General features: G+C 74.3%; 26 protein-coding genes and 1 pseudogene. 17 read left to right on the top strand and 10 right to left on the bottom strand.

All coding sequences use genetic code 11. From position 1 onward, the window contains the following. Positions 1–2: 2 nt before the first annotated feature. Positions 3–1,067: a DUF2332 domain-containing protein gene (locus CRP30_RS08040; RefSeq protein WP_200814618.1), complete on the bottom strand. Its 1,065-nt coding sequence runs from the start codon at positions 1,065–1,067 to the stop codon at positions 3–5. Between the two features lie 103 nt (positions 1,068–1,170). On the opposite strand from CRP30_RS08040, the gene CRP30_RS08035 reads away from it, so the two are divergent. The 6 genes from CRP30_RS08035 (at position 1,171) to CRP30_RS08010 (ending at position 6,193) form a co-directional block, all read left to right on the top strand. Continuing rightward, positions 1,171–1,896 carry a GDSL-type esterase/lipase family protein gene (locus CRP30_RS08035; protein WP_097183437.1) on the top strand — a complete coding sequence of 242 codons (726 nt, stop codon included), beginning with the start codon at positions 1,171–1,173 and terminating at the stop codon, positions 1,894–1,896. A gap of 7 nt (positions 1,897–1,903) precedes the next feature. Beyond that, positions 1,904–2,575, top strand: a complete 672-nt coding sequence (locus CRP30_RS08030; RefSeq protein WP_235003265.1) for an alpha/beta hydrolase — start codon at positions 1,904–1,906, stop codon at positions 2,573–2,575. Between the two features lie 63 nt (positions 2,576–2,638). Continuing rightward, entirely contained in the window at positions 2,639–2,833 is a 195-nt protein-coding gene (locus tag CRP30_RS08025) for a hypothetical protein (protein ID WP_097184055.1), read from the top strand. Positions 2,834–2,859: 26 nt separating this feature from the next. Continuing rightward, entirely contained in the window at positions 2,860–3,711 is an 852-nt protein-coding gene (locus CRP30_RS08020) for an alpha/beta fold hydrolase (RefSeq protein ID WP_235003264.1), read from the top strand. An 83-nt stretch (positions 3,712–3,794) separates the two neighbouring features. Further along, positions 3,795–4,571, top strand: a complete 777-nt coding sequence (locus CRP30_RS08015; RefSeq protein ID WP_097183435.1) for a cyclase family protein — start codon at positions 3,795–3,797, stop codon at positions 4,569–4,571. Next, complete coding sequence (locus CRP30_RS08010) at positions 4,568–6,193, top strand: thiamine pyrophosphate-binding protein (RefSeq protein ID WP_097183434.1); 1,626 nt, start codon at positions 4,568–4,570, stop codon at positions 6,191–6,193. Before CRP30_RS08015 ends, CRP30_RS08010 begins: the two co-directional genes overlap by 4 nt. 5 nt (positions 6,194–6,198) lie before the next feature. Here the strand turns inward: CRP30_RS08010 and CRP30_RS08005 are convergent, their stop codons facing one another. Genes CRP30_RS08005 through CRP30_RS07990 form a run of 4 tightly spaced genes read right to left on the bottom strand, consistent with a single transcriptional unit; the run spans position 6,199 to position 9,975 of the window. Then, positions 6,199–6,777: an NUDIX hydrolase gene (locus CRP30_RS08005; RefSeq protein ID WP_235003263.1), complete on the bottom strand. Its 579-nt coding sequence runs from the start codon at positions 6,775–6,777 to the stop codon at positions 6,199–6,201. 27 nt (positions 6,778–6,804) lie between these two features. Further along, a complete protein-coding gene (locus tag CRP30_RS08000) occupies positions 6,805–7,545 on the bottom strand; it encodes a DivIVA domain-containing protein (protein ID WP_097183432.1) in 741 nt (246 codons plus the stop codon). Continuing rightward, a complete protein-coding gene (locus CRP30_RS07995) occupies positions 7,542–8,681 on the bottom strand; it encodes a globin domain-containing protein (RefSeq protein ID WP_097183431.1) in 1,140 nt (379 codons plus the stop codon). The genes CRP30_RS08000 and CRP30_RS07995 overlap by 4 nt, the downstream gene beginning before the upstream one ends. A 43-nt stretch (positions 8,682–8,724) precedes the next feature. Further along, complete coding sequence (locus tag CRP30_RS07990) at positions 8,725–9,975, bottom strand: globin domain-containing protein (RefSeq protein WP_097183430.1); 1,251 nt, start codon at positions 9,973–9,975, stop codon at positions 8,725–8,727. A gap of 177 nt (positions 9,976–10,152) precedes the next feature. Here CRP30_RS07990 and CRP30_RS07985 point away from each other — a divergent pair, with 177 nt between their 5' ends. Both CRP30_RS07985 and CRP30_RS07980 read left to right on the top strand, forming a co-directional pair. Next, on the top strand, positions 10,153–10,539 hold the full coding sequence (locus CRP30_RS07985; RefSeq protein ID WP_097183429.1) for an ArsR/SmtB family transcription factor: 387 nt from the start codon (positions 10,153–10,155) through the stop codon (positions 10,537–10,539). Then, positions 10,536–11,165 carry an SRPBCC family protein gene (locus CRP30_RS07980; protein WP_097183428.1) on the top strand — a complete coding sequence of 210 codons (630 nt, stop codon included), beginning with the start codon at positions 10,536–10,538 and terminating at the stop codon, positions 11,163–11,165. The genes CRP30_RS07985 and CRP30_RS07980 overlap by 4 nt, the downstream gene beginning before the upstream one ends. Here the strand turns inward: CRP30_RS07980 and CRP30_RS07975 are convergent. After that, entirely contained in the window at positions 11,134–12,132 is a 999-nt protein-coding gene (locus CRP30_RS07975; protein WP_097183427.1) for a YihY/virulence factor BrkB family protein, read from the bottom strand. The two genes, CRP30_RS07980 and CRP30_RS07975, sit on opposite strands and share 32 nt — an antisense overlap. A 163-nt stretch (positions 12,133–12,295) precedes the next feature. Between CRP30_RS07975 and CRP30_RS07970 the strand changes: the two genes are divergently transcribed. Then, on the top strand, positions 12,296–12,625 hold the full coding sequence (locus tag CRP30_RS07970; RefSeq protein ID WP_097183426.1) for a hypothetical protein: 330 nt from the start codon (positions 12,296–12,298) through the stop codon (positions 12,623–12,625). A gap of 36 nt (positions 12,626–12,661) precedes the next feature. Further along, positions 12,662–14,626, top strand: a complete 1,965-nt coding sequence (locus CRP30_RS07965; protein WP_097183425.1) for a M12 family metallopeptidase — start codon at positions 12,662–12,664, stop codon at positions 14,624–14,626. A 148-nt stretch (positions 14,627–14,774) separates the two neighbouring features. Here CRP30_RS07965 and CRP30_RS23325 read toward each other — a convergent pair. Then, positions 14,775–14,978 (bottom strand): annotated as a pseudogene (locus CRP30_RS23325) (hypothetical protein); the annotation flags it as partial. A 446-nt stretch (positions 14,979–15,424) separates the two neighbouring features. Beyond that, positions 15,425–16,264 carry a hypothetical protein gene (locus tag CRP30_RS07955; RefSeq protein ID WP_097183424.1) on the bottom strand — a complete coding sequence of 280 codons (840 nt, stop codon included), beginning with the start codon at positions 16,262–16,264 and terminating at the stop codon, positions 15,425–15,427. 144 nt (positions 16,265–16,408) lie between these two features. Here CRP30_RS07955 and CRP30_RS07950 point away from each other — a divergent pair, with 144 nt between their 5' ends. Genes CRP30_RS07950 through CRP30_RS07935 form a run of 4 tightly spaced genes read left to right on the top strand, consistent with a single transcriptional unit; the run spans position 16,409 to position 19,993 of the window. Continuing rightward, positions 16,409–17,716 carry a hypothetical protein gene (locus tag CRP30_RS07950; RefSeq protein WP_143278422.1) on the top strand — a complete coding sequence of 436 codons (1,308 nt, stop codon included), beginning with the start codon at positions 16,409–16,411 and terminating at the stop codon, positions 17,714–17,716. Continuing rightward, entirely contained in the window at positions 17,713–18,489 is a 777-nt protein-coding gene (locus CRP30_RS07945; protein WP_097183422.1) for a glycosyltransferase family 2 protein, read from the top strand. Before CRP30_RS07950 ends, CRP30_RS07945 begins: the two co-directional genes overlap by 4 nt. Next, complete coding sequence (locus CRP30_RS07940) at positions 18,486–19,325, top strand: carbohydrate deacetylase (RefSeq protein ID WP_097183421.1); 840 nt, start codon at positions 18,486–18,488, stop codon at positions 19,323–19,325. Before CRP30_RS07945 ends, CRP30_RS07940 begins: the two co-directional genes overlap by 4 nt. Next, on the top strand, positions 19,322–19,993 hold the full coding sequence (locus CRP30_RS07935) for a class I SAM-dependent methyltransferase (protein WP_097183420.1): 672 nt from the start codon (positions 19,322–19,324) through the stop codon (positions 19,991–19,993). Before CRP30_RS07940 ends, CRP30_RS07935 begins: the two co-directional genes overlap by 4 nt. On the opposite strand, the gene CRP30_RS07930 is transcribed toward CRP30_RS07935, so the two are convergent. Then, a complete protein-coding gene (locus CRP30_RS07930; protein WP_235003261.1) occupies positions 19,994–21,616 on the bottom strand; it encodes a sensor domain-containing diguanylate cyclase in 1,623 nt (540 codons plus the stop codon). It abuts the gene before it with no gap. A 174-nt stretch (positions 21,617–21,790) separates the two neighbouring features. Between CRP30_RS07930 and CRP30_RS07925 the strand changes: the two genes are divergently transcribed. Next, positions 21,791–22,822, top strand: coding sequence for an LLM class flavin-dependent oxidoreductase (locus tag CRP30_RS07925; RefSeq protein ID WP_097183418.1), 1,032 nt, complete (start codon positions 21,791–21,793; stop codon positions 22,820–22,822). A gap of 68 nt (positions 22,823–22,890) precedes the next feature. Further along, on the top strand, positions 22,891–23,712 hold the full coding sequence (locus CRP30_RS07920) for an alpha/beta hydrolase (protein ID WP_097183417.1): 822 nt from the start codon (positions 22,891–22,893) through the stop codon (positions 23,710–23,712). Between the two features lie 15 nt (positions 23,713–23,727). Here the strand turns inward: CRP30_RS07920 and CRP30_RS07915 are convergent, their stop codons facing one another. Then, positions 23,728–25,260, bottom strand: a complete 1,533-nt coding sequence (locus CRP30_RS07915; protein ID WP_097183416.1) for an ATP-dependent DNA ligase — start codon at positions 25,258–25,260, stop codon at positions 23,728–23,730. 57 nt (positions 25,261–25,317) lie between these two features. On the opposite strand from CRP30_RS07915, the gene CRP30_RS07910 reads away from it, so the two are divergent. Beyond that, positions 25,318–26,547, top strand: coding sequence for a saccharopine dehydrogenase family protein (locus CRP30_RS07910; protein WP_097183415.1), 1,230 nt, complete (start codon positions 25,318–25,320; stop codon positions 26,545–26,547). Positions 26,548–26,608 lie beyond the last annotated feature (61 nt).

Below are 26,608 nucleotides of genomic sequence, written 5' to 3'. Positions count from 1 at the left end.
GGCTACCCGTCGGCCAGCCAGGACAGCAGGCGGCCACGCGACCAGCAGCGGCCCACGGCGTCGGCCTGCCGGGAGTCCCCGTCGAACAGCGCGAGGCCGAGGATGCTGTGGCCGGAGGCGGGACGGTCGCCGAACGTCGGGATCGACGGCGCGACGCCGACCCCCTCCACCGAGACCCACGCCAGGGGCCGTCCGGCCGCAGCCTCGCCCAGGCGGTCCAGGAAGCGCTGCCGGCGTTCGGGGGAGAAGGTCGAGAGCGTCCACGTGGTGGTGACGACGGGGAGGGCTCCCTCGGGAACGCGGGCGACGGCGTCGGGCAGCCGGTCGACCGGATCGCCCCCGAGCAGCAGCGGTGGAGCGGACGCCACGACGGCCAGCGCTGCCTCGAGCTCCGCGAGCCGATCCGGACGGTCGGGCGCCAGGCAGGCACGCACCCACCGGGCGTCGTCCGGATCGGCCAGGTCGACGGGATGCGGGTCGACGGCCACCCGGGCGACGACCTCGGGAACCGCCCGCGCCGGGACGGGGCGGTCGCCCACGACCGTGGGCGACAACTGCACGGGGGACGACGGGTCACCGAGCACGGGCCCGTCGTCGTAGGCGATGCCGACGCGGTCGAGGTGCCCGTCGAGCCCGGCGGACGACCCGGCGCCGATCAGCCCGACCGCGTCGGCGCCGAGCCGGTGCGCCGCCTCGGCGACGGCCGGGTACAGCACGGCGCAGCGAGCGGTGTCGACGGTCCGGACCCGCCGTCGTCCGACGATCGCCGCGACCTCGTCGCTCATCCGCAGCAGCGTCTCGATCGCTGCGTGGCATGCCGCGTCGAGGTCTCCGGCCGCGTACGCGTCGGCGAGCGCCGGAGCGCGCCCCGCCAGGGCCAGGTCGTGCAGCGCCGCGAGGACCAGCGGCGGCTGCCGCCGCCGCGCCGGCGCGTCCTCGACGGCCCGCAGCGCCTCGTCGGACCCGCTCAGGGCCACGGCGACCCGCGCGTACAGCGGCGATGTCCCGGCGGCGTCGACCTCGCCGAAGTGCCGGTACGCCTCGGCCGGTGTGCGGGCCCTGCCCACGGGAACACCCCTTCTCTCCGGCGCCGCGGCCGAACCCGCGCCGCCGGGCCGAGAGTAGGGAACCGCGGGTGCCGGACGGCTGTCGGGCGGGCACCATGAGCGCATGCCGGGATCCGGGGAACCCGCCTACGTGGCGCTCGGCGACTCCATCTCGATCGACGACTACTCCGGCGGGCCCGGGCGGGGCGGGGCGAGCCTGCTGTTCGCCAACCAGGACGAGGACTTCCCGGAGTGGCGGGGACGGGATCTGCGCACGCTCCACCCCGGCATGGCCTTCTCGCTGCTGGCCACGGACGGCGCCACCACCCGGACCCTCTTGCAGACCCAGCTCCCGCGGCTGCGGGCGCTGGGGCTGCGGCCCACGCTCGTCACCGTGACGATCGGCGGCAACGACCTCCTCGGCGCCTACGGGAACACCGAGGCGGCTCGTGCGGTGATCGCCGGGGTGCGCGCCGCCGTCGACCTCGCGATGGCCGAGCTCGCCCGGACGGCGCCGGCCGCGCGGATCGTGGTCGGAACCGTGTACGACCCCAGCGACGGGACGGGGAACGCGGAGCGGCTGGGCTTGCCGCCATGGCCTGACGCGGTCGCCGCCATCGGCGAGCTGAACGACTCGCTGCGTGCGGTGGCTGCCGAACACGGCGCGGCCGTGGCCGAGATCGCGGAGTCCTTCCGCGGGCACGGCCTGCTCGCCGGGGACCCGTCCCGGCGCGAGGCGCGACCGGCGGAACGGGACCTGTGGTTCTGCAACCTCATCGAGCCGAACGCGTGGGGCGCCGGCGGCGTCCGGGCCGCCCTTTGGGCCGCCGTCCACGACGGCCGCCGGTGACGTGGCGGTGCCCGCGCGACTGACGGCACGACCGGGCGACGCGTCGGAGCGCCCGGACGTGCCGCTCGCGCCGGGCGACCACCCGCTCGGCCTCCGCCCCACGCGGGACCCGGTGCTGCACGTCCCGCCGGTGCTCGCCCCCGGACGTGCGGCCCCGCTGCTGGTGTGCCTGCACGGCGCGGGCGGCACCGCCGCCTCGGGCCTGGCGTTCCTCCGCGACGCGGCCGACGAACGAGGACTCCTGCTGCTGGCGCCGTCCTCCTCCGGTCCGACGTGGGACGCCGTCCGCGCCGGCTACGGCGTCGACGTCGACCTGATCGACCGGGCGCTGGCGACGGTCTTCGCCCGGACGGAGGTCGACGCCGGGCGGATCGCCGTCGGCGGGTTCTCCGACGGCGCGTCGTACGCCCTGGGCCTGGGCCTGGCCAATGGGCGCCTGTTCCGCCGGATCGTCGCGTTCTCCCCGGGATTCGTGCCGCCCGCGGGCCGGTCGGGCCGGCCGCCCGTGTTCGTCTCGCACGGCCACGCCGACGAGGTCCTGCCGATCGGGCGCACCAGCCGGCGGATCGTCCCGGCGCTGGAGAACGACGGGTACGAGGTGACCTACCGCGAGTTCGCGGGCGGGCACACCGTCCCGCCCGAGATCGCGCGGGAGGCCGTCGACTGGCTCGGGCGGTAGGTGCCCGGCCGACGGGCGGGAGGATCGCGTCTGGCCGGGACGGCCCTCGGGTAGTGCCGGGCCATGGATGCGAGAGCTGTGGGAGAAGCCGGGTTGCAGGGCTGGCGCGCGAAGCTGGCCGACGCCGTGGCGGCGCCGGTCGCCCGGCGGTCCGGGTTGTCCGACGAGCAGGTCCGCGCGGCGATCGGTGCGCTCTTCCTGGCGCTGTCGGTCCTCTACGTCGTCAACGCCGTCAAGCAACTGGCCGGCGCGCGCTGAGCACGGACGGCCCTCGGGAGGGCTCCGTGCGGTTGGCCGACGGCCGGACGCTCGCCTACGCGGAGTGGGGCGACCCCGCCGGCCGGCCGGTCCTGGGCTGCCACGGCTCGCCCAGCTCCCGGCTCGAGCGGCACGTCGAGGACCCGGGTGCATACGAGCGCTGGGGCGTGCGCCTGGTCGTCCCCGACCGCCCCGGCTTCGGCCGGTCCGACCCGCACCCGGGCCGGCGCGTCATGGACTGGCCGGACGACGTGCGGCAGCTGCTCGACCACCTGGGCATCGACCGGTTCGCCGTCCTCAGCCTGTCGGGGGGCGCCGCCTACGCGCTCGCCTGCGCGCACGTCTTCGGCGACCGGGTGGGCGCCGTCGGCGTGCTGGGCGGGGCGCCGCCGCCCGACGTCCCCTGGCCGTGGCCGCGCTGGGTGCCGGAGCGGCTCCGGGAGGCCGTGCACCGTCCCTCCCGGGCGGCGATGCTGCAGCCCGCCTTCGCCCCGCTCGCGATCCGGCCGGCACTCATCCCGAGGTACCTGCAGGTGCGGCTGAACGCCGCCGACCGGCGGGTCATCGGCCGGCCCGCGGTGCGGCACATCCTGGCCGAGACCTTCTCCGAGGGCCTGCGCAACGGGTCGGCCGCGCTCGCCGAGGACCGGGCGCTGCTGTTCCGGCCGTGGGGTTTCCCGCTGGCAGCCGTCCGCCAGCACGTGCACATCTGGCACGGGACGCAGGACTGGCAGGTCCCGGTCGCGCTCGGTCAGGTGCTCAGCGCGATGCTGCCGAACTCGACGGGTCACTGGTTCCCCGGCGAGGGGCACTTCCTGGTGTTCGACCACGCCGAGGAGATCTACGCGGCGCTGGACGCCTCACGGGAGGACCCCTGATCGCTGCCCCGGCCAGGGTGCGCGGAACCCCCGCGCGTGTGCTTGGCTGACGGCCGCTCGCTGCCGGCCCGAAGGGATCCGCGATGTCCGTGCTCTCCAGCTTCGCCGAGGCGCTGTCCACCGGAGCGATCGAGGTGGTGGACCTGACCGCCCCGCTGTCGTCGGACACCCCGGTGATCGCGCTGCCCGAGCAGTTCGCGCAGACGGCCTCCTTCCAGCTGGAGGAGCTCAGCCGCTACGACGACCGCGGCCCGGCCTGGTACTGGAACAACTTCCGGACCGGCGAGCACACCGGGACGCACTTCGACGCCCCCAACCACTGGGTCACCGGGAAGGGCGGCGACGACGTCGCGTCGGTGCCGGCGCAGCGGTTCGTCGCGCCGGCCGTCGTCCTGGACTTCTCCGCCGAGGCGGCCGCCGACCCCGACTTCCTGCTGGAGGTCGAGCACGTCCGCGCCTGGGAGGCCGAGCACGGCCCGCTGCCCGACGGCGGATGGCTGCTGTTCCGCACCGGGTGGGCCACGCGGTCGGCGTCGCAGCAGCAGTTCCTCAACGCCGACGAGACCGGCCCGCACACGCCAGGGCTCTCGCCGGCCTGCGCCCGCTGGCTGGCCGAGGAGACGCCGGTGATCGGTCTCGGGGTGGAGACCGTGGGCACCGACGCCGGCGGCGCCCACTCGTTCGACCCGCCGTTCCCGTGCCACTCCGCGTTGATGGGCAGCGGCAAGTACGGGCTGACCCAGCTGCAGAACCTCGACCGGCTGCCCGCGACCGGCGCGCTCGTCGTCGCCGCCCCGCTGCCCATCGTGTCGGGTTCCGGTTCGCCCCTGCGCGCAGTGGCCCTGGTCGAACGGGGATGAGCCGGACGGTCGCCGAGGTGGTCGGCGAGGTGCTCGTCCGGTCCGGCGTCGACGCCGTCTTCGGGGTGGTGGGATCGGGCAACTTCGCGGTGACCAACGCCATGGTCGCCGGGGGCGCCCGGTACGTGGCGGCCCGGCACGAGGGCGGAGCGGCCACGATGGCCGATGCCTATGCCCGCATGTCCGCACGGGTGGCCGCGCTCAGCGTCCACCAGGGCTGCGGCCTGACCAACGCGCTGACCGGGATCACCGAGGCGGCGAAGAGCCGGACGCCGCTGGTGGTCGTCACCGCGGAGGCGACCTCGCGCCGGTCCAACTTCTTCGTCGACCAGACGGCGCTGGCCTCGGCCGTCGGGGCGATGTCGATGCGGGTGGACACGGCGGAGGACGCGGCGGCCGTCGCCGCGGCCGCGGTGGTCACCGCCCGGGACCACCGGCGGGTCGTCGTCCTCAACCTGCCCCTGGACGTGCAGCAGCTGCCCGCCGACGCGGGGGAGCCGGTGCCGGTCGTGCCGTCGGTCGCGGTGCCTCCGGAGCACCTCGACCGGCTGGCGGACGCCCTCAGCGCGGCCCGGCGGCCGGTGTTCGTGGCCGGGCGCGGTGCCCGCGGCTCCCGAGCTGCGCTCGAGGCGCTCGCCGACCGGTGCGGCGCGCTGCTGGCGACGTCCGCGGTCGCCAAGGGGTTGTTCCGCGGCAGCCCCTGGGACCTCGACGTCTCGGGCGGCTTCGCCACCCCGCTGGCCGCGGAGCTGATCACCGGCGCCGACCTGGTCGTGGGCTGGGGGTGCGCGCTCAACATGTGGACGATGCGGCACGGCCGGCTGATCGCCGACGACGCCGTGGTGGTGCAGGTGGACGACGACCCCGGAGCGATCGGCGCCCAGCGCCCGGTGGACCTCGGGGTGGTCGGCGACGTCCGGTCCGTCGCCGAGACCGTCCTCGGCCTCGTCGGTGAGCAGGCGCCCGGCTACCGGACGGACGAGGTGCGGGCCGCCCTCACGACGCGCGGGCGCTGGCGGGACGAGCCGTTCGACGACGGCGGGGGAGCGGGGCTGGTCGACCCGCGGGCGCTCACGATCGCGCTGGACGACCTGCTGCCGGCCGAGCGCCTGGTCGCCGTCGACTCCGGCAACTTCATGGGCTACCCGAGCATGTTCCTGGACGTGCCCGACGAGTTCGGGTTCTGCTTCACGCAGGCGTTCCAGTCCGTCGGGCTGGGGCTGGCGACCGCGATCGGTGCCGCCGTCGCCAGGCCCGGCCGGCTGCCCGTCGCGGCCCTCGGCGACGGGGGAGCGCTCATGGGCGCCTCGGAGCTCGAGACCGTGGTTCGGCTCGGCCTCCCGATGGTGGTCGTCGTGTACGACGACGCCGCGTACGGCGCGGAGGTGCACCACTTCGGGCCGGACGGGCACCCGCTGGACACCGTCCGCTTCCCGGAGACCGACTTCGCCGCGATCGCCCGGGGCCACGGCTTCGCCGCGGTCACCGTGCGCAGCGTCGCGGACCTCGACGGCGTGCGGCAGTGGCTGGCCGGACCCCGGACGGCGCCGCTGCTCGTGGACGCGAAGGTGACCCGGGAGCAGCCCTCGTGGTGGCTCGAGGAGGCCTTCCGCGGGCACTGACCCGCTCAGCGCCAGGCGAACACCGGCTGCTCGAGGTGGTCGACCCGGGTGACCTCACCGCGGCACGCGATGCGGCAGAACTGGTGGATGACCGCCGCGGTCGGTGCGTGCAGGTGCCGGCCGAGCAGGGGCAGCGCGATGACCGGTGCCTCGGACTCGGGGATGCGGGTGAACGACGGGTCGACGTCGAGGTCGTCCAGTGGGATCTGCAGCACCTCGGCGACCTCCGCCTCGTCACCGACGAGCTCTCCCACCTCGCCCGCCCAGCACACGACCGGCGTCATCACGTAGCCGGACCGGGTCACGTAGTCGTCGAGCACCCCCAGGACGTCGGCCGGGTCCACGGTCAGGAGCACCTCCTCCCGCAGCTCGCGCAGCGCGCACCCGACGACGGTCTCGCCCGCGTCGAGGCGTCCGCCGGGCAGGGCCCACTGCCCGGCGTGCGCGCGGAGACCCGCGGCGCGGCGGGTGATCACCAGCGCCGGCCGGCCTCCGTGCACGGTCACGCACAGCGCGACGGCGGCCTGCTTCAGCTCGGGGCGGTGCGCCGGGCGCCTCGGGAAGTCCCGCAGGCGCCCGGCCACCGTCGAACGGTCGAGGGGCACGCGGCGTCAGACGGCGGAGTGGGAGACCGCGGTGGCCGGGACGTCCTCCTCCGCCGGCTGCGCGACCGTGTTGTCGGAGAACGCGGTCGCGCCGCCCGGCTGCCCGTCGCGGTTCGAGCGCTGCGCGGGCGGCCGCGGCGGCCCCTGGGGCAGGGCGGCCGGGTCGGCCTTGCCCCACTCGGACTCGACGTCGGTGATCAGCGCCTCGAGGTAGGAACGCAGCTGGACGCGGACCGCCGAGCCGAAGGCCTTGAGGTAGGCGACCTGCTCCTCGAGCTCCTCGACGCTCCGGCCGGGGACGTCGGCACCCGCGGGGGTCATCCGCGCCGCCGCCTCCTGGGCGCTCTGGATGATCGCGCCCGCGGTCTCCCGCGCCTGGCGGAGCTCCTCCTCGTAGACGGTGCGCGCCTCGCTGGTCATCTGGCGGCTGAACTCCTCGGCCTCCGCGACGTAGGCGTCCGCCGTCTGCTGCGCGGAGGAGAGGATGCGCACCGCCTGGTCGCTCGGCGCCTCGTGCACCGGGAGCCCCTCGACGTGGGCGCGCAACGCCCGCACCTCGTCGCGCAGCGCGGCCTTCTCGGCGATGTGCCGGGCCAGCTCCTCCGCCACGCGGCTCATCACGCGGTCGACCTCGGTGTCGACGTAGCCCGGCCGCATCATGGAGGCGCGGGTGAACCGCACGTTCTGGACGTCGGCCGGGTTCAGGCCGCGCTCCTCGTTCCCGGACTCGCTCTGGACGCTGCTCATTCCGTTACCTCTCCGTCAAGACTGGGCCCCGGTCGACTCGGGGCGAACACCTCGCTGTGGATGCGCTGGGGCGGCACGCCGTGCTCCCGGAGCCGGGCGACGGTGTCGTCCACCATCGGTCCCGGACCCGCGACGAAGACCTCGCGGCTGAGCCACGGGCCGTGCCGCATGACGACGTCACCCACGTCGCCCTGCTCCAGGGACGAGATCTTGTCCTCGGAGACGGCGAGGGTGACGGTCAGCCAGGGGTTCTCCTGCTCGAGCCGCTGCAGGGCCGCCCGGTCGTAGTGGTGGTCCTCGTTGCGTGCCCCGACGAAGAGGTCGACCCGCCGGGCCGGACCGCGGCGGGCCACCTGGTCGACGAGCGCCTTGAGCGGCGCGAGGCCCATCCCACCGGCGACCAGCAGCAGGTCCCGGTCGGAGTCGTCGTGGAGCGCGATGTGCCCGACCGGTGGCCCGAGCCGCACCACGTCACCCACGCCCACCCGGCGGACCAGGGCGGAGCTGACCGGCCCGCCGTCGCGGGCCTTGACGTGGATCTCCATGAGGCCGTCCGGGCGGGGCGCGTTGGCCGGGGAGTAGTAGCGCCACAGCCGCGGCCGGACCTCGGTCTCCAGCGAGAGCGACTGCCCCGCCAGGTAGTCGTACCGGGCGCGGGGCCGCAGCTGCAGGACGGCGACGTCGATGGCCCGGACCTCGTGGCCGACCACGTCGGCGTCCCACCACGCGGGTTGTTCCGCGGCCTCGTCGGCGGCGGCGACCATCACCTCGGCGACGAGGGTGTAGGCCTCGGTCCAGTCCTTGGCCAGCTCGGGGGACCACTGGTCGTCGAAGTGCTCGAGCGTGGCCAGCAGGCTGGCACCGACCGCCGGGTAGTGCGCGGCCAGGGTGCCGAACTTCCGGTGGTCGCGGCCGAGCTGCTGCAGGATCGGCACGAGCGCGTCCAGGTCGTCCACGCGGGCGACGACCTCACCGAGCGCGCTGAACAGCCGGTCGCGCTGGTGGGCCATGGAGACCGGGAACATCGCCCGCGTCTCGGGATGGCTCAGGAACAGGTGGGAGTAGAAGTACAGCGGTGCCTCGTCGCCGGTGGCCGCGGCCTTGGCGAAGTTGGCCCGCATCGCGGGGATGTCCACGCACGCCTCCTCGGGAGTGGGACGGTGGGAGAGGGAGCGTGCGTCAGGCGCTGTGGCGGCCGGTCCGCTCGGTGGCGCCCGGTGTCTGCTCGGTGGCGAGGTCCGCCTGCCACAGGTCGGGGCCGAAGACCTCGTACTGGATGTCGCGCGCCGGCACCCCGCGGTCGATGAGCGCGCTGCGCACCGACTGCATGAAGGGCAGCGGGCCGCAGAGGTAGAAGGTCGCGTCCTCGGGGAGCTTGACGTCGGTGAGGTCCATGACGCCGGCGTGGGCCTCCACCGGCAGGGTGCTGTCGGCCCTGCCCTCGTACCAGACGTGGACCGATCCGCCGGTGAGCGTCTCGAGGTCCTGGAGCACCTGGTGGCGCAGCGCGAACGAGGCCTCGTCGACGTCGGCGTGCAGCAGGGTGATCGGCAGGTGCGAGCCCGCGGCCGCGAGGTGGGACAGCATGCCCGCCATCGGGGTGATGCCGATCCCGGCGCTGGCGAACACGACCGGCCGCGAGTCGTCGAGGACGACGTCCCCGAACGGCAGCGACATCGTGAGCCGGTCGCCGACGCCGACGGTGTCGCAGAGCAGGGTGGAGACCTCGCCGGCGGGCTTGTCCCCGGCGCGCACCCGCTTGACGGAGAACTGGCGGTGCTCGCCGTCGTCCGCCTTGGTGAGGCTGTACTGCCGTGGCTGCCGGATCCCGTCGGGCATCGGCACCTGCACGGTCACGTACTGGCCCGGCAGCGACGTCTTCACCAGGCGGTCGTCGGTCCTCCGCATCCGGAAGGTGACGACGTCGTCGGTCTCCTGGACCTTCTCGGCGACCTCCCACTCGCGCCAGACCGTCTCCGGCCGCACGCCGTGGGCGCTGTACAGCCCGCGTTCCTGGTTGATCAGCGCGTAGGCCATCAGCCAGTAGACCTCGTCCCACGCGGCCGCGACCTCGGGGGTGACGGCGTCACCGAGCACGTCGACGATGGCCCAGAAGAGGTGCTCGTGGACGACGTCGTACTGCGCCGGCGTGATCCCGAGGGACGCGTGCTTGTGCGCGATCCGGGAGAGCAGGTGCTCCGGGAGCTGCTCGGGGACCTTCAACAACGAGCTGGCGAAGACCGCCACCGAGCCGGCCAGCGCCAGCTGCTGGGTCTTCTCCGCCTGGTTCCCGCGGTTGAAGACACCGTCCATCAGCTCGGGATGCTCCCCGAACAGGTGCGCGTAGAACCGGGTGGCGATCTCCTCGATGTTCGCCGCGACCGCTGGGAGCGTCGCCTCGATCACGGGACGGGATCGGTCGGAAAGCACGTGTCCTCCTTGCCAGTCGACTAGCCCCCCGCTGGCGCGGTCACGTTCCGCGTAACTCCGCTTACCCATCCGAACCTAGCTGAGGCATCCGAATTCCGCCCGGGCGTGTCCTGGATCGATCCCCCAGGGGGTCGTATAGCTCTGGACTTATATAAGCCGCGACTGTAGTCTCGCCTTGTGCACGCATTCGACGTCCTGGGGGACCCGGTCCGCCGGCGGATCCTCGAACTCCTGGTGGACGGCGAGCAGCCGTCCGGGGAGCTGGCTGCGGTGGTCCGGGCGGAGTTCGGCATCTCTCAGCCCGCCGTCTCCCAGCACCTGCGCGTGCTCCGGGAGAACGGGTTCGCCCAGGTGCGCGCCGAGGGGGCACGCCGCCTGTACGCCGTCGACGCGGCGCCGCTGCAGGAGGTCGACCTGTGGCTGCAGCGCTTCTCCCGGTTCTGGGGCCAGCACCTGGACGCACTGGCCACCGAGCTGGCCCGGGGCAGGCGTGGACGACGCACGAGCGCGGGAGGGGCGGCCGCACCGGCCGGCCCACCGCCGGACGAGGAGGAGGGCACGTGAACGACATCATCAGCGAGATCGGTGCGGCGCATCGCGGGGTGCGCCGGCAGCGGGCCGACGGCTCGGAGGAGGTCGTCGTCGTCATCCGGCGCAGCTACCCCGCCGACGTCGAGGACGTCTGGGACGCCGTCACCGACCCCGAGCGGCTGCGGCGCTGGTTCCTGCCGGTCAGCGGTGAGCTCCGCGTGGGCGGCTCCTTCCAGCTCGAGGGGAACGTCGGCGGGCAGATCCGGCAGTGCGAGGCGCCCCGGCACCTCAGCGTGACCTGGGGGATGGACGTCAGCGTCGTCGACGTCCGCCTGTCGTCGGAGGGGGACCGCACCGTCCTCGAGATCGAGCACTCGGTGCCCCTGGAGATCGCCGGCAGCGGCGCCGGCGCGCTCTACGTGGGGCCCGGATGGGACATCTCGGTGCGCGCGCTGGGGAACTTCCTCCGCGGGGAGGTCGACGACGACCCGACGGCCTGGGAGGGGACCGTGGCGGGCCAGCGCTGGTCCGCCGGGGCCATCGATGCGTGGGTGGCCGCCATCGCCGCGAGCGGCACCGCCACCGACGACGAGATCGGTGCGGCGGCCGGGGTCGCCCGAGCGCAGTTCACTCCCGACCTGGAGCCGGGGGAAGGCTGACCCGTGGTGGCGGCGGGGTGCTGTCGGCGACCACGGCACCGCGCTCGCCCATCGGCCGGTCGGGGCCGACGGTGGAGTCCTGGAGGGTCTGCCGCTCGGCCTCGGCGTTCACCGCCGCACCGAGGATCACCAGGAAGACGCTGATCCAGAGCCACAGCATGCTGATGGCCACCCCGGCCAGCGAGCCGTAGGTCTTCTCGTAGCTGCCCAGGCTCTGCACGTAGGCGAACAGGCCGACCGACGTGGCCAGCCAGAGGACCGTCGCGACGGCGGCACCGATGCTGGTCCACCGCCAGCGCGCCTGGCGCCGGTCGGGTGCGAACCGGTAGAGCACGGCGAGCACCGTCGCCATCAGCGTGGCCAGCGCCAGCCAGGTGAACGCCGGTCCGAGGGCGCGGAGCGGCCCGGGGGCCCGGTCGAGCGTGTCGGACAGGACCTCGGCCACCGCGATCGCGCCGCCGACCACGAGGGCGCCGCCGAGCACGAAGAGCAGCGCCAGCCCGCTCCGGCGGAGGAATCCGCGGGTCTCCGTCTCGTGGTAGGCGAGCGTGAGCGCGTCGATGAGATAGGTCGCCGCCGTCGTCGCGGTGTAGAGCGCGAGGACCAAACCGGTGATCCCGCGGACGGTGAGCACCTGCGTCGAGTTGGCCGTGATGGTGGTCAGCTGCTCGGCCACGAGCGGCTCGAGCTCGGGCGGAAGGGTGCGGGCGATCCCCGACAGCTGGTCGAGCGCCTCGTCGGGCGTGGTGACCGCGCCGTAGACCGAGACGGCGGTGACGAGCACCGGCGCGATGGAGAGCAGGGCGAAGAAGGAGATGCCCGCGCTCAGCACCATGAGCCGGTCGTTCAGCACGTGCCGCACGACCCGGCGGGCTATCCGGCCCCAGTGCCGGACCGGGATGTGGTGCGGCCACGACGCGTCGCTCGCGGGGCCGGCCGGGCCGGGGCGTGCGCGGACCTGCGACATGCCGGGTGGTGTTCCCACTCGGGCCCCGGCACACGCCCCGCAACCAGGCGGGTTCCTCGACTCTCGTGGTCCGACCGGCGCACGCGCCGCGCGGTGACGCTCCCGTGACGCCCCCGCCGCGACGCTGCACGGCACGGGCCGGTGTCGCGACCGGGGGGAGCCGATGGATCTCGAGCTGTTCTTCGAGGGGTTGGACGCCGACCTGCTCGACGCGGTCGTCGACGTCCGGGTGGCCGACCTCGCCGTGGCCGACGCGCCGGCCGACGGCCCTGGGGCGTCGTCGGGCGAGCTGAGGGTGTCGTCTGCCCGGCCGTCGGCCCGGATCTCGCTCGACCTGCCGGTCGGGGATGCCATGTACGAGCCGGGCCTGCTGGTCCGGGTGCGCGGCCGGACACCCGACGACGGCCGGATCGAGTTCTTCACCACCAGCGCGACGCCGGTGACGGCGCCGTCGAAAGGCCCCGTGCGGGTCCTCCTGTCACGGATCGCATGACACCGCAGCAGTACCGACGCAGGAAATGGGTGGGCAATGAGTACGCAGGACGACAGGCAGCTCGGCGTCGTCGACCACATGGCCGCCGGCCCGGTGAGCGGGAGCGGCTTCCTCACCGGCCCGGGGCTGTTCGAGCACCCGGTCCGGTACGCCGTCGTCGACGGCCGGGCCATCCACGACGGCTGCATCGACATGGGGCCGGTCGACGAGGTCGAGGCCCAGGCCGCCGAGGTGGCCGCCCGGCGGGAGGCCCGCCTCACGACCGCCTTCGCCGGCAGCGAGGACGGCGACGCACGGCTGACGGTGACGCCCTTCGGCATCGGGCTGCCGTCGGACTCCGCGTTCCTCTGGCCGGCCGGCCAGGTCGCCTATGCGATCGACGCGGGCCTGCCGAACCAGCAGCGGGTCACCGACGCGATCGCCCACCTGCAGCAGAACACCGGGATCCGCTTCACGCTGCGCACGGCGGCGAACGCGGGTTCCCTGCCCAACTGGATCCAGGTCGTCAGCAACGGCGCGGCCACGTCGAGCTCCTCGGCGATCGGCATGCGCGGCGGCCGGCAGGACCTGCGGCTCGCGGACGCGCACCCGTGGCCGATCCTCGTGCACGAGTTCCTGCACGCCCTGGGCGTCTACCACGAGCAGTCCCGGTCCGACCGCGACTCCTTCGTGGAGATCAAGTGGGACAACATCCAGGACGGCCCGCCGCCGGAGGGGGAGAACGACACCCGGCACAACTTCCAGACCAAGCCGGGTTCCACCGACTACTTCGGCTACGACTACGGCTCGCTCATGCACTACCACGCGACCGCCTTCGCGAAGGACACGTCGAAGCCGACGATCGTGCCCCGCCAGTCGGGCGTGACGATCGGCCAGCGCAACGGCATGAGCCCCGGCGACCGGCAGACGGTCGCGAAGATGTACGAGCGGTTCTTCGAGAAGGGCTACTCGGGTGTCTGGCGGGCCGGCAGCGGGCGCTACGCGCTGTGGGTCAACGACACCTGGGACGGCTTCGCCGCCAAGTGGCAGCAGTGGAGCGCCGACGGCCTGCGGCTCGTGGACGTGCACGTGCGGCCCGTGCGCGACGGCGCCCGGTACTCCGGGGTCTTCCTCCCCGGGAGCGGAGGCCACGCCCTCTGGGCGAACGCCAGCTGGAAGAGCTTCCAGGCGAAGTGGGACGAGTGGAGCCGGCAGGGCCTGCGGCTCATCGACATCCACGTGGCCAACGTCGGCGGTCAGGACCGGTACACCGGCGCCTTCCTCGCCGGCAGTGGCGGGCACGCGCTGTGGGTGGGCGCGAGCTGGGACAGCTTCCGCGCCCAGTGGGAGCAGTGGAGCACGCAGGGGCTGCGGTTGCACGACCTGCACGTGCACCAGGTCGCCGGTCAGGACCGCTACACCGGGGTCTTCCTTCCAGGCGGCGGCGGGCACGCGCTCTGGGTGAACGCCTCGTGGGCGAGCTTCGTGGCCAAGTGGCAGGAATGGGGCGGGCAGGGCCTGCGTCTGGTTGACCTCAACCAGCACCGCGTGGGCAACGAGATCCGGTTCTCCGGCGCTTTCCTGCCCGGGCAGGACGGCTACGCGCTGTGGGCCAACGTGACCTGGGAGAGCTTCCGGGCCAAGTGGGAGGAGCTGGCCGGCCAGGGCCTCCGCCTCGTCGACTTCGAGCAGGTCAACCCGGCGTCCGGGGCGCTCCTCGACGGTGCCGACGACCTCCCCGCGGGCGACGAGATCCCGGCCGCCTTCGGCGGGATCGTCTCGGCGGGAGTATCCGTGGCCGCCGAGGACGCGATGGCCGCGGACGGCCAGGGGGCGGCGGAGCTCGACGGTCCGGTCCGGACGTCGCACGAGGACACCGGGTCCGGCGGTGCCGAGCTGCCCAACGTCGTGATGCCCCGGACGGCCGCCGACGATCACGGTGGCGCCCTGACCGGCGCCGAGAACGGCGCGCCCGTCTCGGCCGGAGCGGGCGCCGGGGGCATGGTGCGGGACGACGGATGAGCTAGTTCTCCGACCCACGGAGGTGGTCGACGACGAGCCGCGGCACCGCGTCGTCGTCCGCCCCCGTGGACCGGTCGGGGAAGTCGAAGACCGCGATCATCAGCTGCATCGGGTAGGCCGGCGGGCGGGGGCAGCTCCGGACGACGGTGCCGTCGACGGAGAACTCCGCCCGCTCGGCGGTCCAGTCGACGGCGTAGGTGTGGAACTCCGCGACGTCGATCGGCAGCCGGACGCCGCGAAGTCCTCGGGGGCGTCCGGGTCGCGGAAGGCGTGCAGCCCCATGCCGACGGCCGCTGAGGTCCCGGGCTCGACGGCGTCGCCGAACACCTCGAAGACGCAGATCTCCGCGCACCGCTCCGGCACGTCCTCGAGGCCCACCAGCCACCACGCCGCCATGGAACGAGGGGTGAGCTGGGCCCGGGCCCGCATCTCCAGGCGGCCGTGGTCCGGGGTCCAGCCCCAGAAGGTCTCCTGCTCCTCGCAGACCACGGCGCCGGCCCGCCACGGCTGCTGGCCGACGGTGCTGCCCACCGGACCGGAGAAGTTGCCCGACTGGATCCCCGAGACCCGCAGCGGCGGCTCGTGCTCGCCTGGCAACCACAGCCCCTGGTCGGCCGGGATGGACAGGTGCAGGCAGCCGTCCCGGAGCTCGTAGGCGGCCGCCGTGGCCGCACGGGAGCTCCAGGCCGGCAGGTAGTGCGGCAGCCAGACGGACCGGTCGAGGTCCGGTCCGTCGAACTCGTCGGCGAAGCCGGGGCTGATCGGCAGCATGGCGACATCCTGGTGCGCGGTCAGGCCCTACGGGGCGTCGGCGGGCGCTTCGGCGGCCACCGCGCCGAACCGGGCGAGGAACAGCGCGCTCCCCACCGTGACCGCGAACCCGAGGGCTGCCAGCCAGCCCAGGCCCTCCGCGGGCCGGTCACCCACGGCCAACCCCAGCAGGGAGCCCAGCGTGGCCTCGGTGGCCACCATCGTCGTGGTCACCATGACGACGGTGCCCCGTTGCAGCGCCAGCGCACCGGCCAGCAGTCCGGCGGCGCTGGTCAGCCCGACGGCGTACGCGCTGGGATCGGTGAGCACCCCGGGCAGCGAGATGGGCCCCAGGACGCGGGCGGCGAGGGCGAGCAAGCCGAAGGAACTGCCGGCGAGCACGGCCACCAGCGCCGCGTTCAGCGGGGCGGGGCGGGTGCGGGCCGAGGCGACGGCCAGCACGGCCACCACCACGGCGGCGGCCAGCACCGCCCAGCGCACCGCGCCGGGCACCTCCGCGGGACCCTGCGGTCTCGCCGCGAGCGCCACCGCGACCAGCCCCAGCCCGACCCCGGCGAGGGCCTGCTGCTCCCGGCGCTGCAGGCGGGAGCCGAGGAAGACGGCGGCGAGCACGGCGGTCACCCCCAGGCTGGAGGCGCGCCCGGCCTGGACGACGAACAACGGCAGCGCCCGGATGGCGACGACGGACAGCAGGAACCCGGCCGCCACGAGGGCCAGCCCGCACAGGTAGCGCGGATCGATCGCCAGGCGTCCCAGGAGGCCGGTCAGGTCCGTCCGGCCCGACCGGGCGACGGCGGACGCCTGGAACACGGCCGACGCGCCGTAGCAGAGCGCCGCCCCGGAAATGGCCAGCACCGCGACCAGCACGCGTCCTCATTCCTTCGCGTAGCGACCGGCCGCCGGGCGCGGCGCGGTACCCCTGTGGGCAGGCCTGCCCCATCAGTCCCAGGTGTGCCGCGGATCGCGGGAGTTCCTGTACTCGCGTCCGCTGACGCCCCTACATTGCCCGACGTGACACAGCCGCGGGGGGACCTGCTCGAGGTGGTCGTCCGTCGTCTGCCGCTCTACACGCTGGCCGCCTTCCTCGTCGGGACCGTCGTCCTGTCGACGCTCGCGTGGGCGACCTACGCGACGGTGGGCCCGCCGATCAGCCACCAGTACCTCGACGGACCCGCCTGGCTGGACGTGTGGTTCCAGGGGGACTCGGGCTGGTACCACTCCATCGCTGCGGAGGGGTACTCCTACACACCCGGCCAGCAGTCGTCGATCGCGTTCTTCCCGGTCTTCCCGCTGCTGGTCCTCGCGGTCGGTCAGGTGCTCGGCGGGGACTACTCCACCGCCGCCGGCCTCGTGACGCTCGTCTGCGCGTCCGGCGCGCTCATGCTCTTCGCCGACTGGGTGCGCGCCCGGCTGGCACCGCGCACCGCCGTGGTCGCGGTGGCCGTGGCGCTGCTCTACCCCTACAGCTTCTTCCTCTACGGCAGCGGGTACAGCGACGCGTCCTTCCTGCTGACGACCCTCGGGGCGTTCGCACTGCTGGAGCGGCGGCACTACGTGCTCGCCGGGCTCGTGGGGGCCCTGGCGACGGCGGGCCGGCCGGTCGGGGTCGCGGTGGCCGCGGGGCTGGTCGTCCGCGCGGCCGAGCTGATCGCCGAGGAGCGATCCGCGCGCCGGGACGCCGCCGCCCTCGTCGGTAGCGGTGCGGGGACGGGCGCGCACGCGGAGCCCCCGGACGGCGTCGCGGTCCCGCCCCGTCCGCTCCCATCCCGTCCGCTCCCGCTCCGCGCGCTGGTCGACGCGGTTCCCCGGATGCGCTGGCGTGAGGCGTCGCTGCTCCTCTCCGGTGCCGGCCTGGTGGCGTGGATGAGCTACCTGGGGGTCCGCTTCGGTGACCCGGTCGCCTTCGCCACGGTCCAGGGTGCGCCGGGGTGGAACCAGGGAGCGGGCCCGTACACCTGGTTCAAGGTGCCGTTCATCGGCACGCTGCTGAAGGGCATCTGGCACGACGCCGTCCTGCTCGTCCCGCAGGCGCTGGCGTGCCTGGCGGCGGTCCTGCTGGTGCGCACGGTGTGGCGCCGGTTCGGCTGGGGCTACGCGGCGTACACCGTCATCGCCCTCGCGATCCCGATCATCGGCACCAAGGACTTCATGGGCTCCGGGCGCTACGTCCTCGCCGCCTTCCCCGTCCTCGCCGCGGCAGCAGTGGTGCTCACCGGTGACCGCCGGCCGCGCCGGCTGGTGCCGGTGGTGCTCGCAGTACTTCTGGTGGGGCTGTGCATCGCCACGGTCGCCTTCGTCAACGGCGTGGAGGTCTCATGATCCAGTCCAAGGTCGACCTGCTCTCGATCTTCTTCCCGATGTGGAACGAGGAGGACTACGTGGAGCGCGCCGTGCGCGCCGCGGAGGACGAGTGCCAGCGACTCATCGACATCGGTGAGATCGCCGCGTACGAGCTGCTCATCATCGACGACTGCTCGACCGACCGGACGGCGGAGATCGCCGACGCCCTCGCCGAGGCCGACCCCCGGATCCGCGTCGTGCACCACCCGGTCAACCGTGGCCTCGGTGGCAGCATCAAGACCGGCTTCGCCAACGTCCGCGGGGACGTCGTCCTCTACACCGACGCCGACCTGCCCTTCGAGATGCTCGAGCTGGGCCGCGCCCTGCGGGTGCTCCGGCACTACGAGGCGGACATGGTGAGCGCCTACCGCCTCGACCGCACCGGCGAGGGCCCCAGGCGCGCGGTCTACTCCTTCATCTACAACGCCCTGGTGCAGATGTCGTTCGGCACCCGGGTCCGAGACATCAACTTCGCGTTCAAGCTGGTGCGCCGGCACGTGCTGGACGTCGCCCAGCCGGTCAGCGAGGGATCGTTCATCGATGCCGAGCTGGTCATCCGGGCGCAGAAGCTCGGCTTCCACATCGTGCAGATCGGTGTGGACTACTTCCCCCGGTCGCGTGGGGTGTCGACGTTGTCGTCGCCGGCCGTGATCCGGCGGATGCTGAAGGAGATGCGTGAGCTGCGGTCCGAACTGGCCGGGATCGCGCCGATCGCCACCGCATCGATCGACCACGCGCCGAAGACAGAGTGAGCCGCCTGCTGGTGGTCAACGCCGACGACATGGGGCTGACCTCCGGGGTGTGCCGGGCGGTCCGGCGGGCTCACGACGGAGGCGTCGTGACCTCGACGTCGGTCCTCGCGGTCGGCACCGCGTTCGAGGAGGCGGCGGCGATCGTCCGCGACGCCGGCGACCTGGCCCTCGGCGCGCACCTGGCGATCGTGGGGGAGGACCGCCCACTGCTGTCGGCCGCCGAGGTGCCCACCCTCGTCGACCGTGAGGGCCGCTTCCCGCTGTCCTACCGGACCGTCGTCGCCCGGGGAGCGGCCGGACGTCTGGACCCGGCCGACGTCGCGCGGGAGTTCCGCGCCCAGCTGGAGCGGGTGCGCGGGATCGGCGTGCCGCTCACCCACCTCGACACGCACCAGCACACGCACCTGTGGCCGGCCGTGGCCGGCGTCGTCGTCGAGCTCGCGCGCGAGGCCGGCATCGGCGCGGTGCGCCTGCCCGGGAGTTCCCGCACCGGACCCCTCGGTGCCGGCGTGCGGCTGCTGGCCGGGCGACTGCGTCGTCGGCTCGGCCGCGCCGGGCTGGCCACGACCGACGGCTACGCGGGCCTCGACGAGGCCGGCGGCATGGACGGCGAGCGGTTCGCGGCGGCGCTGCAGCGGCTCACCGCGTCCGCCGCGACCACGGCCGAGATCAACGTGCACCCGGGCGAGGCCGGCGACCCCGGGCTCACCCGCTTCGCGTGGGACTACCGCTGGGCCGACGAGCTGATGATGCTGACGGACCCGGCCACCCGGGCGCTGGTCGAGGGCTCGGGTTGGCGGTTCGGTACGTTCGCCGACGTGGCAGGAACCCGGTGAGCCGTCGCCCGGACGCAGCGGGACGGCAGGCCCTCGGCGCCTACCGGGACGCACCCCGGGGCGATCGGCTGCACGTCTGGGTGCGTTGGCTGAGCTGCCCGTTCCCCCCGGTCGCCGACGTGCTGCCCTCGACGGGGCGGGTCCTGGAGATCGGCTGCGGGCACGGGTTGTTCAGCGCCTACGCCGCGCGGCGGTCCCCGGGACTGCAGGTCCTGGGCGTCGACATCGACGCCGAGAAGATCGCCGTGGCCGCGGCCTCCGCGCCGGTCGACGGCGGACGCCTGGAGTTCGCCGTGGGCCGGTCCGGCTCGGTGCCGGCCGGGCCGTGGGACGCCGTCGTCCTCGTGGACGTGCTGTACCTCCTGGACACCGCCTCCCAGCGGGCGCTGCTGGAGTCCGCCGCCGCGGCCCTGGCTCCGGGTGGGCTGCTCGTGGTCAAGGACATGGCCACCCGGCCCCGCTGGAAGGCCCGGTGGAACGCCGTCCAGGAGTCGCTGTCGGTACGCGTCCTCCGCATCACCGCGGGATCGCGCGAGTTCGCCTTCGTCGATCCCGAGGAACGGGCCGGCTGGCTCACCGGGAGCGGACTCCGCGACGTCCGGATGCGCCGGCTGGACCGGCACCGGATCCACCCCCACCACCTGCTGGTCGGGCAGGCGCCCGGCTGATCAGGAGGGGGACGCGTCCCCGACGACGCGGTCCCGGCCCTGCCGCTTGGCCAGGTACAGGTGGGCGTCGGCCCGGGCCAGCACCTCGGCGGGCTCGGAGTCGGTCAACCCTGGGGCGCACGCCGCACCGATGCTGACGGTGACCGGCAGGCCGGCGGTCAGGTCCGACCACGGGTGGGCGGCCATCGTCCGGCGGAGGTCCTCCAGCCGCGCGGTCGCCGCCGCGGGGTCGAGGCCCACCAGGACGAGCAGGAACTCCTCCCCGCCCATCCGGGCCACGAAACCGCCGTCGTCCCCGGTGCCGCCGGCCTCGCCGAGCAGCTCGGCGACCGTGCGCAGGACGCGGTCGCCGACCTCGTGGGAGCAGGTGTCGTTGATCCGCTTGAAGTGGTCGAGGTCGAGCAGGGCGACCGTGACCGTGCCGGCGGCGCCGGCGCCGCGGCCCAGCAGCCGGGGGAGCTGGTCGTCCACGTAGCGGCGGTTGTACAGGCCGGTGAGCGGATCACGCAGGGAGAGCTCGCGGTAGCGACGGGTCTGCCGGCGCGCCTCGTCCGTCTCGTACATCGCCTGCAGGGCCCGGGCGCGGGCGTCGCGCTCGGCGGACTGCAGGTCCATGAGCTCGTCGCAGTAGAGCTTGTGCTCGGCGTAAGCCGCGCGGAAGTCCCCGGCGGCGGCGTGCAGCTCGGCCTGCTCGCGCCGGGCGCGCACGCGGATGGCGGTGAGGCCGTAGGTGTCACACCGGCGCACGCACTCGTCCAGGGTCTGCTGGGCGCCGGTGAGGTGCCCCCGACGGCGTCGTACCTCGGCGAGGGTGAGCAGGAAGTCCGCGCCGGCGTCGCCGTCGAGCGACGCGTCGAGGGCCTCGGGTCGCTCGCCCGGCAGCATCGCGGCCTCGGCCTCGTCGAGGCGGCCCAGTTCCATGAGCGACCGGCCGACGGTGTCCAGCCGGCCCACCGCCAGCTCGGCGTCGTGCTGGTCGGTCAGCTCCTGGAGCCTGGTGCTCCAGAAGAGGGCCTCCTCGAACGCGCCGGCGACGGTCTCGCAGTAGGCGCGGTTGTTGAGGACCAACAGCTGGCGCTCGATGTCGCCGAGTGCCTCGGCCAGGCCGAGGACGTGGTCGTAGCGCTCCCGCGCGGCGACGTCGCCGCTGAGGCCCAGGCAGTCGGCGAGGCGGGCGAGGTGGTCGATGCGGGTCTCGGGCAGGGCCTCGTCGTCGAGCAGCTCCACCGAGCGGACGGCGTGCTCGAGCGCGAGGGACAGGTCGCCGAGTTCCTGGAACACCGACGCCAGGACGAAGTGCGTGCGCGCCCGGAGGTGGGTCGCGCCGTGCTCGGCGGCCCAGCGCTGGGTCTCCTGGGCCTGGCGACCGGCCTCGGCCACGTTGCCGCGGCGCCGGAGCAGATCGGCCTGCACCAGACGGGCGCGCAGCACGAGGTCGGTCAGCCCGAGCTCCTCAGCGGCGGCGAGCGCCTGCTCGGCCAGCGCGTCGACGTCCTCCCGGTCGAACCGGGACAGGATCTCCAGCTCCGCGACGGACGCTGCGAGCGCCCGGCCGCGACCGTCGACGTCGGGGAGCACGGCGCCGGCCCCGGCATCGTCGCGGGCGTGCGTGGAAGAGGTCACCCGTCCCCATCGACAGGACATACGTGCAGCTTGAGCGCTTGGCCGGGGTGATCTGCCACTCACGTCCCGCGACCGTCGTGCCCGCCGCCAAAGAGGCGAACCTGGTTCACTGGTGATTGAGCGCTTGACGGAAACGGGCCCGTCGACCGCACCGAACCGACCACGAGGACGGCCATGCATCTCGGTATCGACAGTTTCGTCTCGGCGGTGACCGACCCGGCATCCGGGCGGCTCATCGGACCCGAGGAGCGCATGGAGCACCTTCTGGAGGAGATCGAGCTCGCCGACCGGGTGGGCCTCTACTCCTTCGGCATCGGGGAGCACCACCGCAGCGAGTACTACGACTCCGCGCCGCCGGTCATCCTGGCGGCCGCCGCGGCACGCACGTCACGGATCCGGCTCGGCAGCGCCGTCGCGGTGCTGAGCGCCGCCGACCCCGTCCGCGTCTTCCAGCAGTTCGCCACGCTCGACCTGATCGCGAAGGGCCGGATCGACCTGGTCGTCGGCCGCGGCTCCTTCACCGAGGCGTTCCCGCTCTTCGGTCTCAGCCTCGCCGACTACGACGAGCTCTTCGCCGAGAAGCTCGACCTGCTGCTGCGGATCCGGGAGTCGGAGCACGTCACCTGGTCGGGGAAGCACCGTCCGCCGCTGACCGGGCAGGGCGTCTACCCGCGGCCGCTGCAGGACCCGCTGCCGATCTGGGTCGGCGTCGGCGGCACCCCGGAGTCGTTCGTGCGGGCGGGCCTGCTCGGGCTGCCGCTCATGGTGGCGATCATCGGCGGGCAGCCCCGCCAGTTCGGGCCGCTGATCGACCTCTACCGCCGTGCGGGGGCGCAGGCCGGCCATCCGCCCGAGCAGCTGCAGGTGGGACTGCACGTGTTCGGCTTCGTGGCCGGGAACACGCAGGAGGCGGCCGACACCATCTACCCGGGCTGGCACGAGATGTTCACCAAGGTCTCCCGCGAGCGCGGGTTCGCGCCGCCCAGCCGGGCGCAGTTCGACGCCACCAGCGGGCCGGACGGGGCCTTCTTCATGGGCGATCCGGACGCGGTGGCCGAGAAGCTGGTGCGCATCTCCGGTCAGCTGGGCGGTGTCGACCGGATCTCGCTGCAGATGACCAACCCGCGGCTGGCGCACGCCGACCTGCTCCGGGGGATCGAGCTGCTCGGTACCGAGGTCGCACCGAAGGTCGCCGCGGGCGCGTGAGGCCCGCCCGGCCGGGGCATGGGCGCCCGGAGGCGCGACGACGCGCCGCGTCCACGGAGGGGTGTGCCATGACCGGTTCCAGTGACTGGACCATCGACGGCCACGGCGGCCGCCTCGCCTGCCGGACGTGGGAGGGCGAGGGGGCACCGGCGTACGTGGTCCTGCTGGCGCACGGCTACGGCGAGCACGCGGGGCGGTACGAGCACGTCGCCCGTGCCCTCGTCGACGCCGGTGCCGTCGTCCACGCCGTGGACCACGTCGGTCACGGCAGGAGCGAGGGCGAGCGCGTGCTCGTCGCGGACTTCGAGCCGGTCGTGGACGACCTGCACGCCGTCGCCCGCCGGGCCCGCGAGCAGCATCCCGAGCTGCCGGTGGTGCTGGTCGGTCACTCGATGGGCGGCCTCATCGCGGCCCGGTACGCGCAGCGCTACGGGGACTCGCTGGCCGCGCTGGTGCTCTCCGGCCCCCTCGTCGGGGAGTGGGCGGCCGCGGGCCAGCTGCTGGCGCTCCCGGAGATGCCCGACGTCCCGCTGGACATCACGACGCTGTCCCGCGACCCGGAGGTGGGCCGGACCTACGACAGCGATCCGCTGGTGTGGCACGGCCCGTTCAAGCGGACCACCGTCGAGGCGATCGACCGCGCGCTGGCGGACGTGCGGCAGGGCCCGCCCCTGGACGGCCTGCCGGTGATGTGGGCCCACGGCGGCGACGACCAGCTCGTCCCGGTGTCCGGCTCGCGGGTCGGGATGGAGCACCTCCGCGGCGAGCACTACGTCGAGCGGATCTACCCGGGCGCCCGCCACGAGATCTTCAACGAGACCAACGCCGACGAGGTCCTCGCCGACGTCGTCGCGTTCGTCTCCGAGGTGCTCGCGCGCCGCGGTAGCTGACGGGCGGGTGCTCGCTCACCCCCCGGCCAGCAGGGCGCGGATCGCCTCGATCGAGTCGGCCTCCGCCGGCGTCTTGTCGGGGCGGTAGCGGAGCACCCGCGCGAACCGGAGCGCGACGCCGCCGGGATAGCGCGTGCTCCGCTGGGCGCCGTCCAGCGCGATCTCGACGACCAGCTCCGGCCGCAGCAGGACGCCCCAGTCGGGGCGCTCGCGGGCCAGCCCGGGGAACGTGGCCGTCTGCCACTTCAGCAGTTCGTCGGTCATCCCCTTGAAGGTCTTGCCGACCATCACCGGCTCGCCGCCGTCGGGATCCCGGGCGCCCAGGTGGATGTTGGACAGCTTCCCGGTGCGCCGTCCGTACCCCCACTCCGCGCCGAGGACGACGAGGTCGAGGGTGTGCACCGGCTTGACCTTCTGCCACGACCTGCCGCGGCGACCGGCCGCGTAGGGCGCGTCCAGCGCCTTGACGACGACGCCCTCGTGGCCCGCGGTCAGGGCGCCGTCCAGCACGTCGGCGGCCTGCTGCGCGGTGGGGGACCGGACCCCGGGCATGCGCAGCGGCGCGTGCTCCTCGTCGGCCAGCAGGCCGGCGAGCGCGTCGAGCCGGACGTGCAGGGGCTCGTCGATGAGGTCGCGGCCGTCGAGGTGCAGCAGGTCGAAAAGGAAGGGGCTGAGCAGGATCCCCTCGTCCGATGCGTCACTGCCGAACCGGCTCATCGTGTCCTGGAAGGCGCGCGGCCGGCCGTCGTCGTCCAGCGCGAGGGTCTCCCCGTCGAGGACGGCGGCGGAGCACGGCAGCGCCCGTACCCGCTCGACCAGCTCGGGCACGCCGTCGGTCACCTCGCGCAGGGTGCGGGTCCACACCCGCACGTCGTCGCCGTCGCGGTGGACCTGGATGCGGGCGCCGTCGAGCTTGTACTCGACCGTCACCCCGGTGCCGAGGTCGGTGAGCGCTGCGTCCAGCGAGGACCCGGGGCTGGCCAGCATCGGCCGGACCGGCCGCCCGACCTCCAGCCGCGTGGCGTCCAGCGCCGCGACGCCGCCGGTGAGCGCGGCGGCCGCGGTCTCGGGGAGCCGGCCGGAGAGCATGAACGCCCGGCGGACGGCCGCCGGGGGGACGTCGGCCGCCCGCGCGACCGCGTCGAGGACGACGCCCTCGAGCGCGCCCTGCCGCAGCTCGCCGGCCAGCAGGCGGACGAGGAACTGCTGCTCCTCGGCCGTCGCCGCGGACAGCAGCACCGTGAGCACGGCGTCGCGGCGCGCGGCAGAGCCGGCGCCCGACGTGGTCGCGAGCTCGGTGAGGGCGTCGTCGACCGCGGTGACGGTCAGGGAGGGTTCCGCCGCGGGTGGGCCGCTCAGCGTGGCGAGCGTGCGCCAGCCCACGCCGAGCCGGCCCTGGCGGACCTCGCCGGACAGCCACGCCGTCACGGGTCCGATCTCCTCGGCGGCCGCTGAGCGGAGCACCCCGGCGATGGTGCCCGCCTTCGCCGTGCGCGATCTGGTGGCAGCGACGGCGACGGAAGCGGTGACCACGTCGGCGAGCAGCACCCGGACATCGTGGCAGCCGCGTCGCGCTCCGGTGCGCCGGCGGGGAAGGATGGCGGCATGGCAGCACCGGCACGCGACCACGACCTCGTCGTCTTCGGGGCCACCGGCTTCGTGGGACGGCTGCTCGCCGCCTACCTCGCCGAGCACGCCCCGGCCGGGCTCCGCATCGGGCTGGCCGGGCGGTCCCGGGCGCGGCTGCTCGAGGTCCGGGCCGGCCTGCCGGCAGCGGCGCGGGAGTGGTCCGTGCTCGAGGCCGACTCCGGGGATCCGGCGTCCCTCACGGCGCTCGCGGAGTCGACCCGGGTCCTGGCCACGACGGTCGGCCCCTACGCCCGGTACGGACTGCCGGTGGTGGAGGCGTGCGCCGCGGCGGGCACCCACTACGCCGACCTCACCGGGGAGGTGTTGTTCGTCCGCGACGCGATCGACCGCGTCGACGCCGTCGCCCGGAGTACCGGCGCCCGGATCGTGCACGCCTGCGGGTACGACTCCATCCCCTCCGACCTGAGCGCGTTCCTGCTGGCCGAGCGGGCCCGGGCCGACGGCGCGGGTGGGCTGTGCGACGTGCAGCTGGTCGCCACGCTGAGCGGTGGCTTCAGCGGCGGGACGATCGACTCGATGCGCGCCCAGCTCGAGGCGCTGCAGGCGGACCCGTCGCTGCGCCGCGTGGCCGGGCACCCCTTCGCGCTGAGCCCCGACCGGGACGCCGAGCCGCGCACCCGCCAGCCCCGGGACGCCGGCCCGCCGGCGCGGACGGCGGACGGCCGGTGGACCGCGCCGTTCGTGATGGCCCCGTTCAACACCCGCATCGTCCGGCGGAGCAACGCGCTCCAGGGCTGGGCGTACGGGCGCGGCTTCAGCTACGGCGAGGTGATGGGCGTCGGGCGCGGTCCGGTGGGTGCCGTCACCGCCGCCGGGGTCACGGCCGGGCTGGCCGGGACGCTGGCCGCGATGGCCTTCGGGCCCACCCGCGCCGTCCTCGACCGCGTGCTGCCGGCACCCGGCACCGGGCCCAGCGAGTCCGTCAGGGAGAAGGGCTGGTTCCGGATGACCGTGGACGCGACCGCCGAGGACGGCCGCCGCTACCGGGCCGTCGCGTCGGGGACGGGCGACCCCGGATACGCCGCCACCGCCGTCATGCTGGGGGAGAGCGGCCTGGCACTCGTGCTCGACGGCGACCGGCTGCCCGACCGCGCCGGCTCCCTCACCCCGGCCACCGCGATGGGCGACGTGCTGGTCGAGCGGCTGCGCGCCGCGGGGCACACCTACGAGGTCACGCCGGCCTGAGATCTTTCTGTGTGATCGGCGTAACCGTTACGGCTGTTCCGCGTTCTCCTACCGACCCCAC

Origin of the sequence: Blastococcus haudaquaticus (genome assembly GCF_900230285.1) — a bacterium.
In the GTDB taxonomy this organism is placed as follows: domain Bacteria; phylum Actinomycetota; class Actinomycetes; order Mycobacteriales; family Geodermatophilaceae; genus Blastococcus_B; species Blastococcus_B haudaquaticus.
The sequence above is the reverse complement of the archived record's forward strand: the minus strand, read 5'-3'. Positions and strand labels throughout refer to the sequence as shown.

Bases quoted from the DNA above. Each gene is read 5' to 3' on its own strand.
- CRP30_RS08035 (WP_097183437.1), top strand. From the start codon at position 1,171: ATGCCGGGATCCGGGGAACCCGCCTACGTGGCGCTCGGCGACTCCATC.
- CRP30_RS08025 (WP_097184055.1), top strand. From the start codon at position 2,639: ATGGATGCGAGAGCTGTGGGAGAAGCCGGGTTGCAGGGCTGGCGCGCG.
- CRP30_RS08015 (WP_097183435.1), top strand. From the start codon at position 3,795: ATGTCCGTGCTCTCCAGCTTCGCCGAGGCGCTGTCCACCGGAGCGATC.
- CRP30_RS08010 (WP_097183434.1), top strand. From the start codon at position 4,568: ATGAGCCGGACGGTCGCCGAGGTGGTCGGCGAGGTGCTCGTCCGGTCC.
- CRP30_RS08000 (WP_097183432.1), bottom strand. From the start codon at position 7,545: ATGAGCAGCGTCCAGAGCGAGTCCGGGAACGAGGAGCGCGGCCTGAAC.
- CRP30_RS07975 (WP_097183427.1), bottom strand. From the start codon at position 12,132: ATGTCGCAGGTCCGCGCACGCCCCGGCCCGGCCGGCCCCGCGAGCGAC.
- CRP30_RS07970 (WP_097183426.1), top strand. From the start codon at position 12,296: ATGGATCTCGAGCTGTTCTTCGAGGGGTTGGACGCCGACCTGCTCGAC.
- CRP30_RS07965 (WP_097183425.1), top strand. From the start codon at position 12,662: ATGAGTACGCAGGACGACAGGCAGCTCGGCGTCGTCGACCACATGGCC.
- CRP30_RS07945 (WP_097183422.1), top strand. From the start codon at position 17,713: ATGATCCAGTCCAAGGTCGACCTGCTCTCGATCTTCTTCCCGATGTGG.
- CRP30_RS07925 (WP_097183418.1), top strand. From the start codon at position 21,791: ATGCATCTCGGTATCGACAGTTTCGTCTCGGCGGTGACCGACCCGGCA.
- CRP30_RS07920 (WP_097183417.1), top strand. From the start codon at position 22,891: ATGACCGGTTCCAGTGACTGGACCATCGACGGCCACGGCGGCCGCCTC.
- CRP30_RS07910 (WP_097183415.1), top strand. From the start codon at position 25,318: ATGGCAGCACCGGCACGCGACCACGACCTCGTCGTCTTCGGGGCCACC.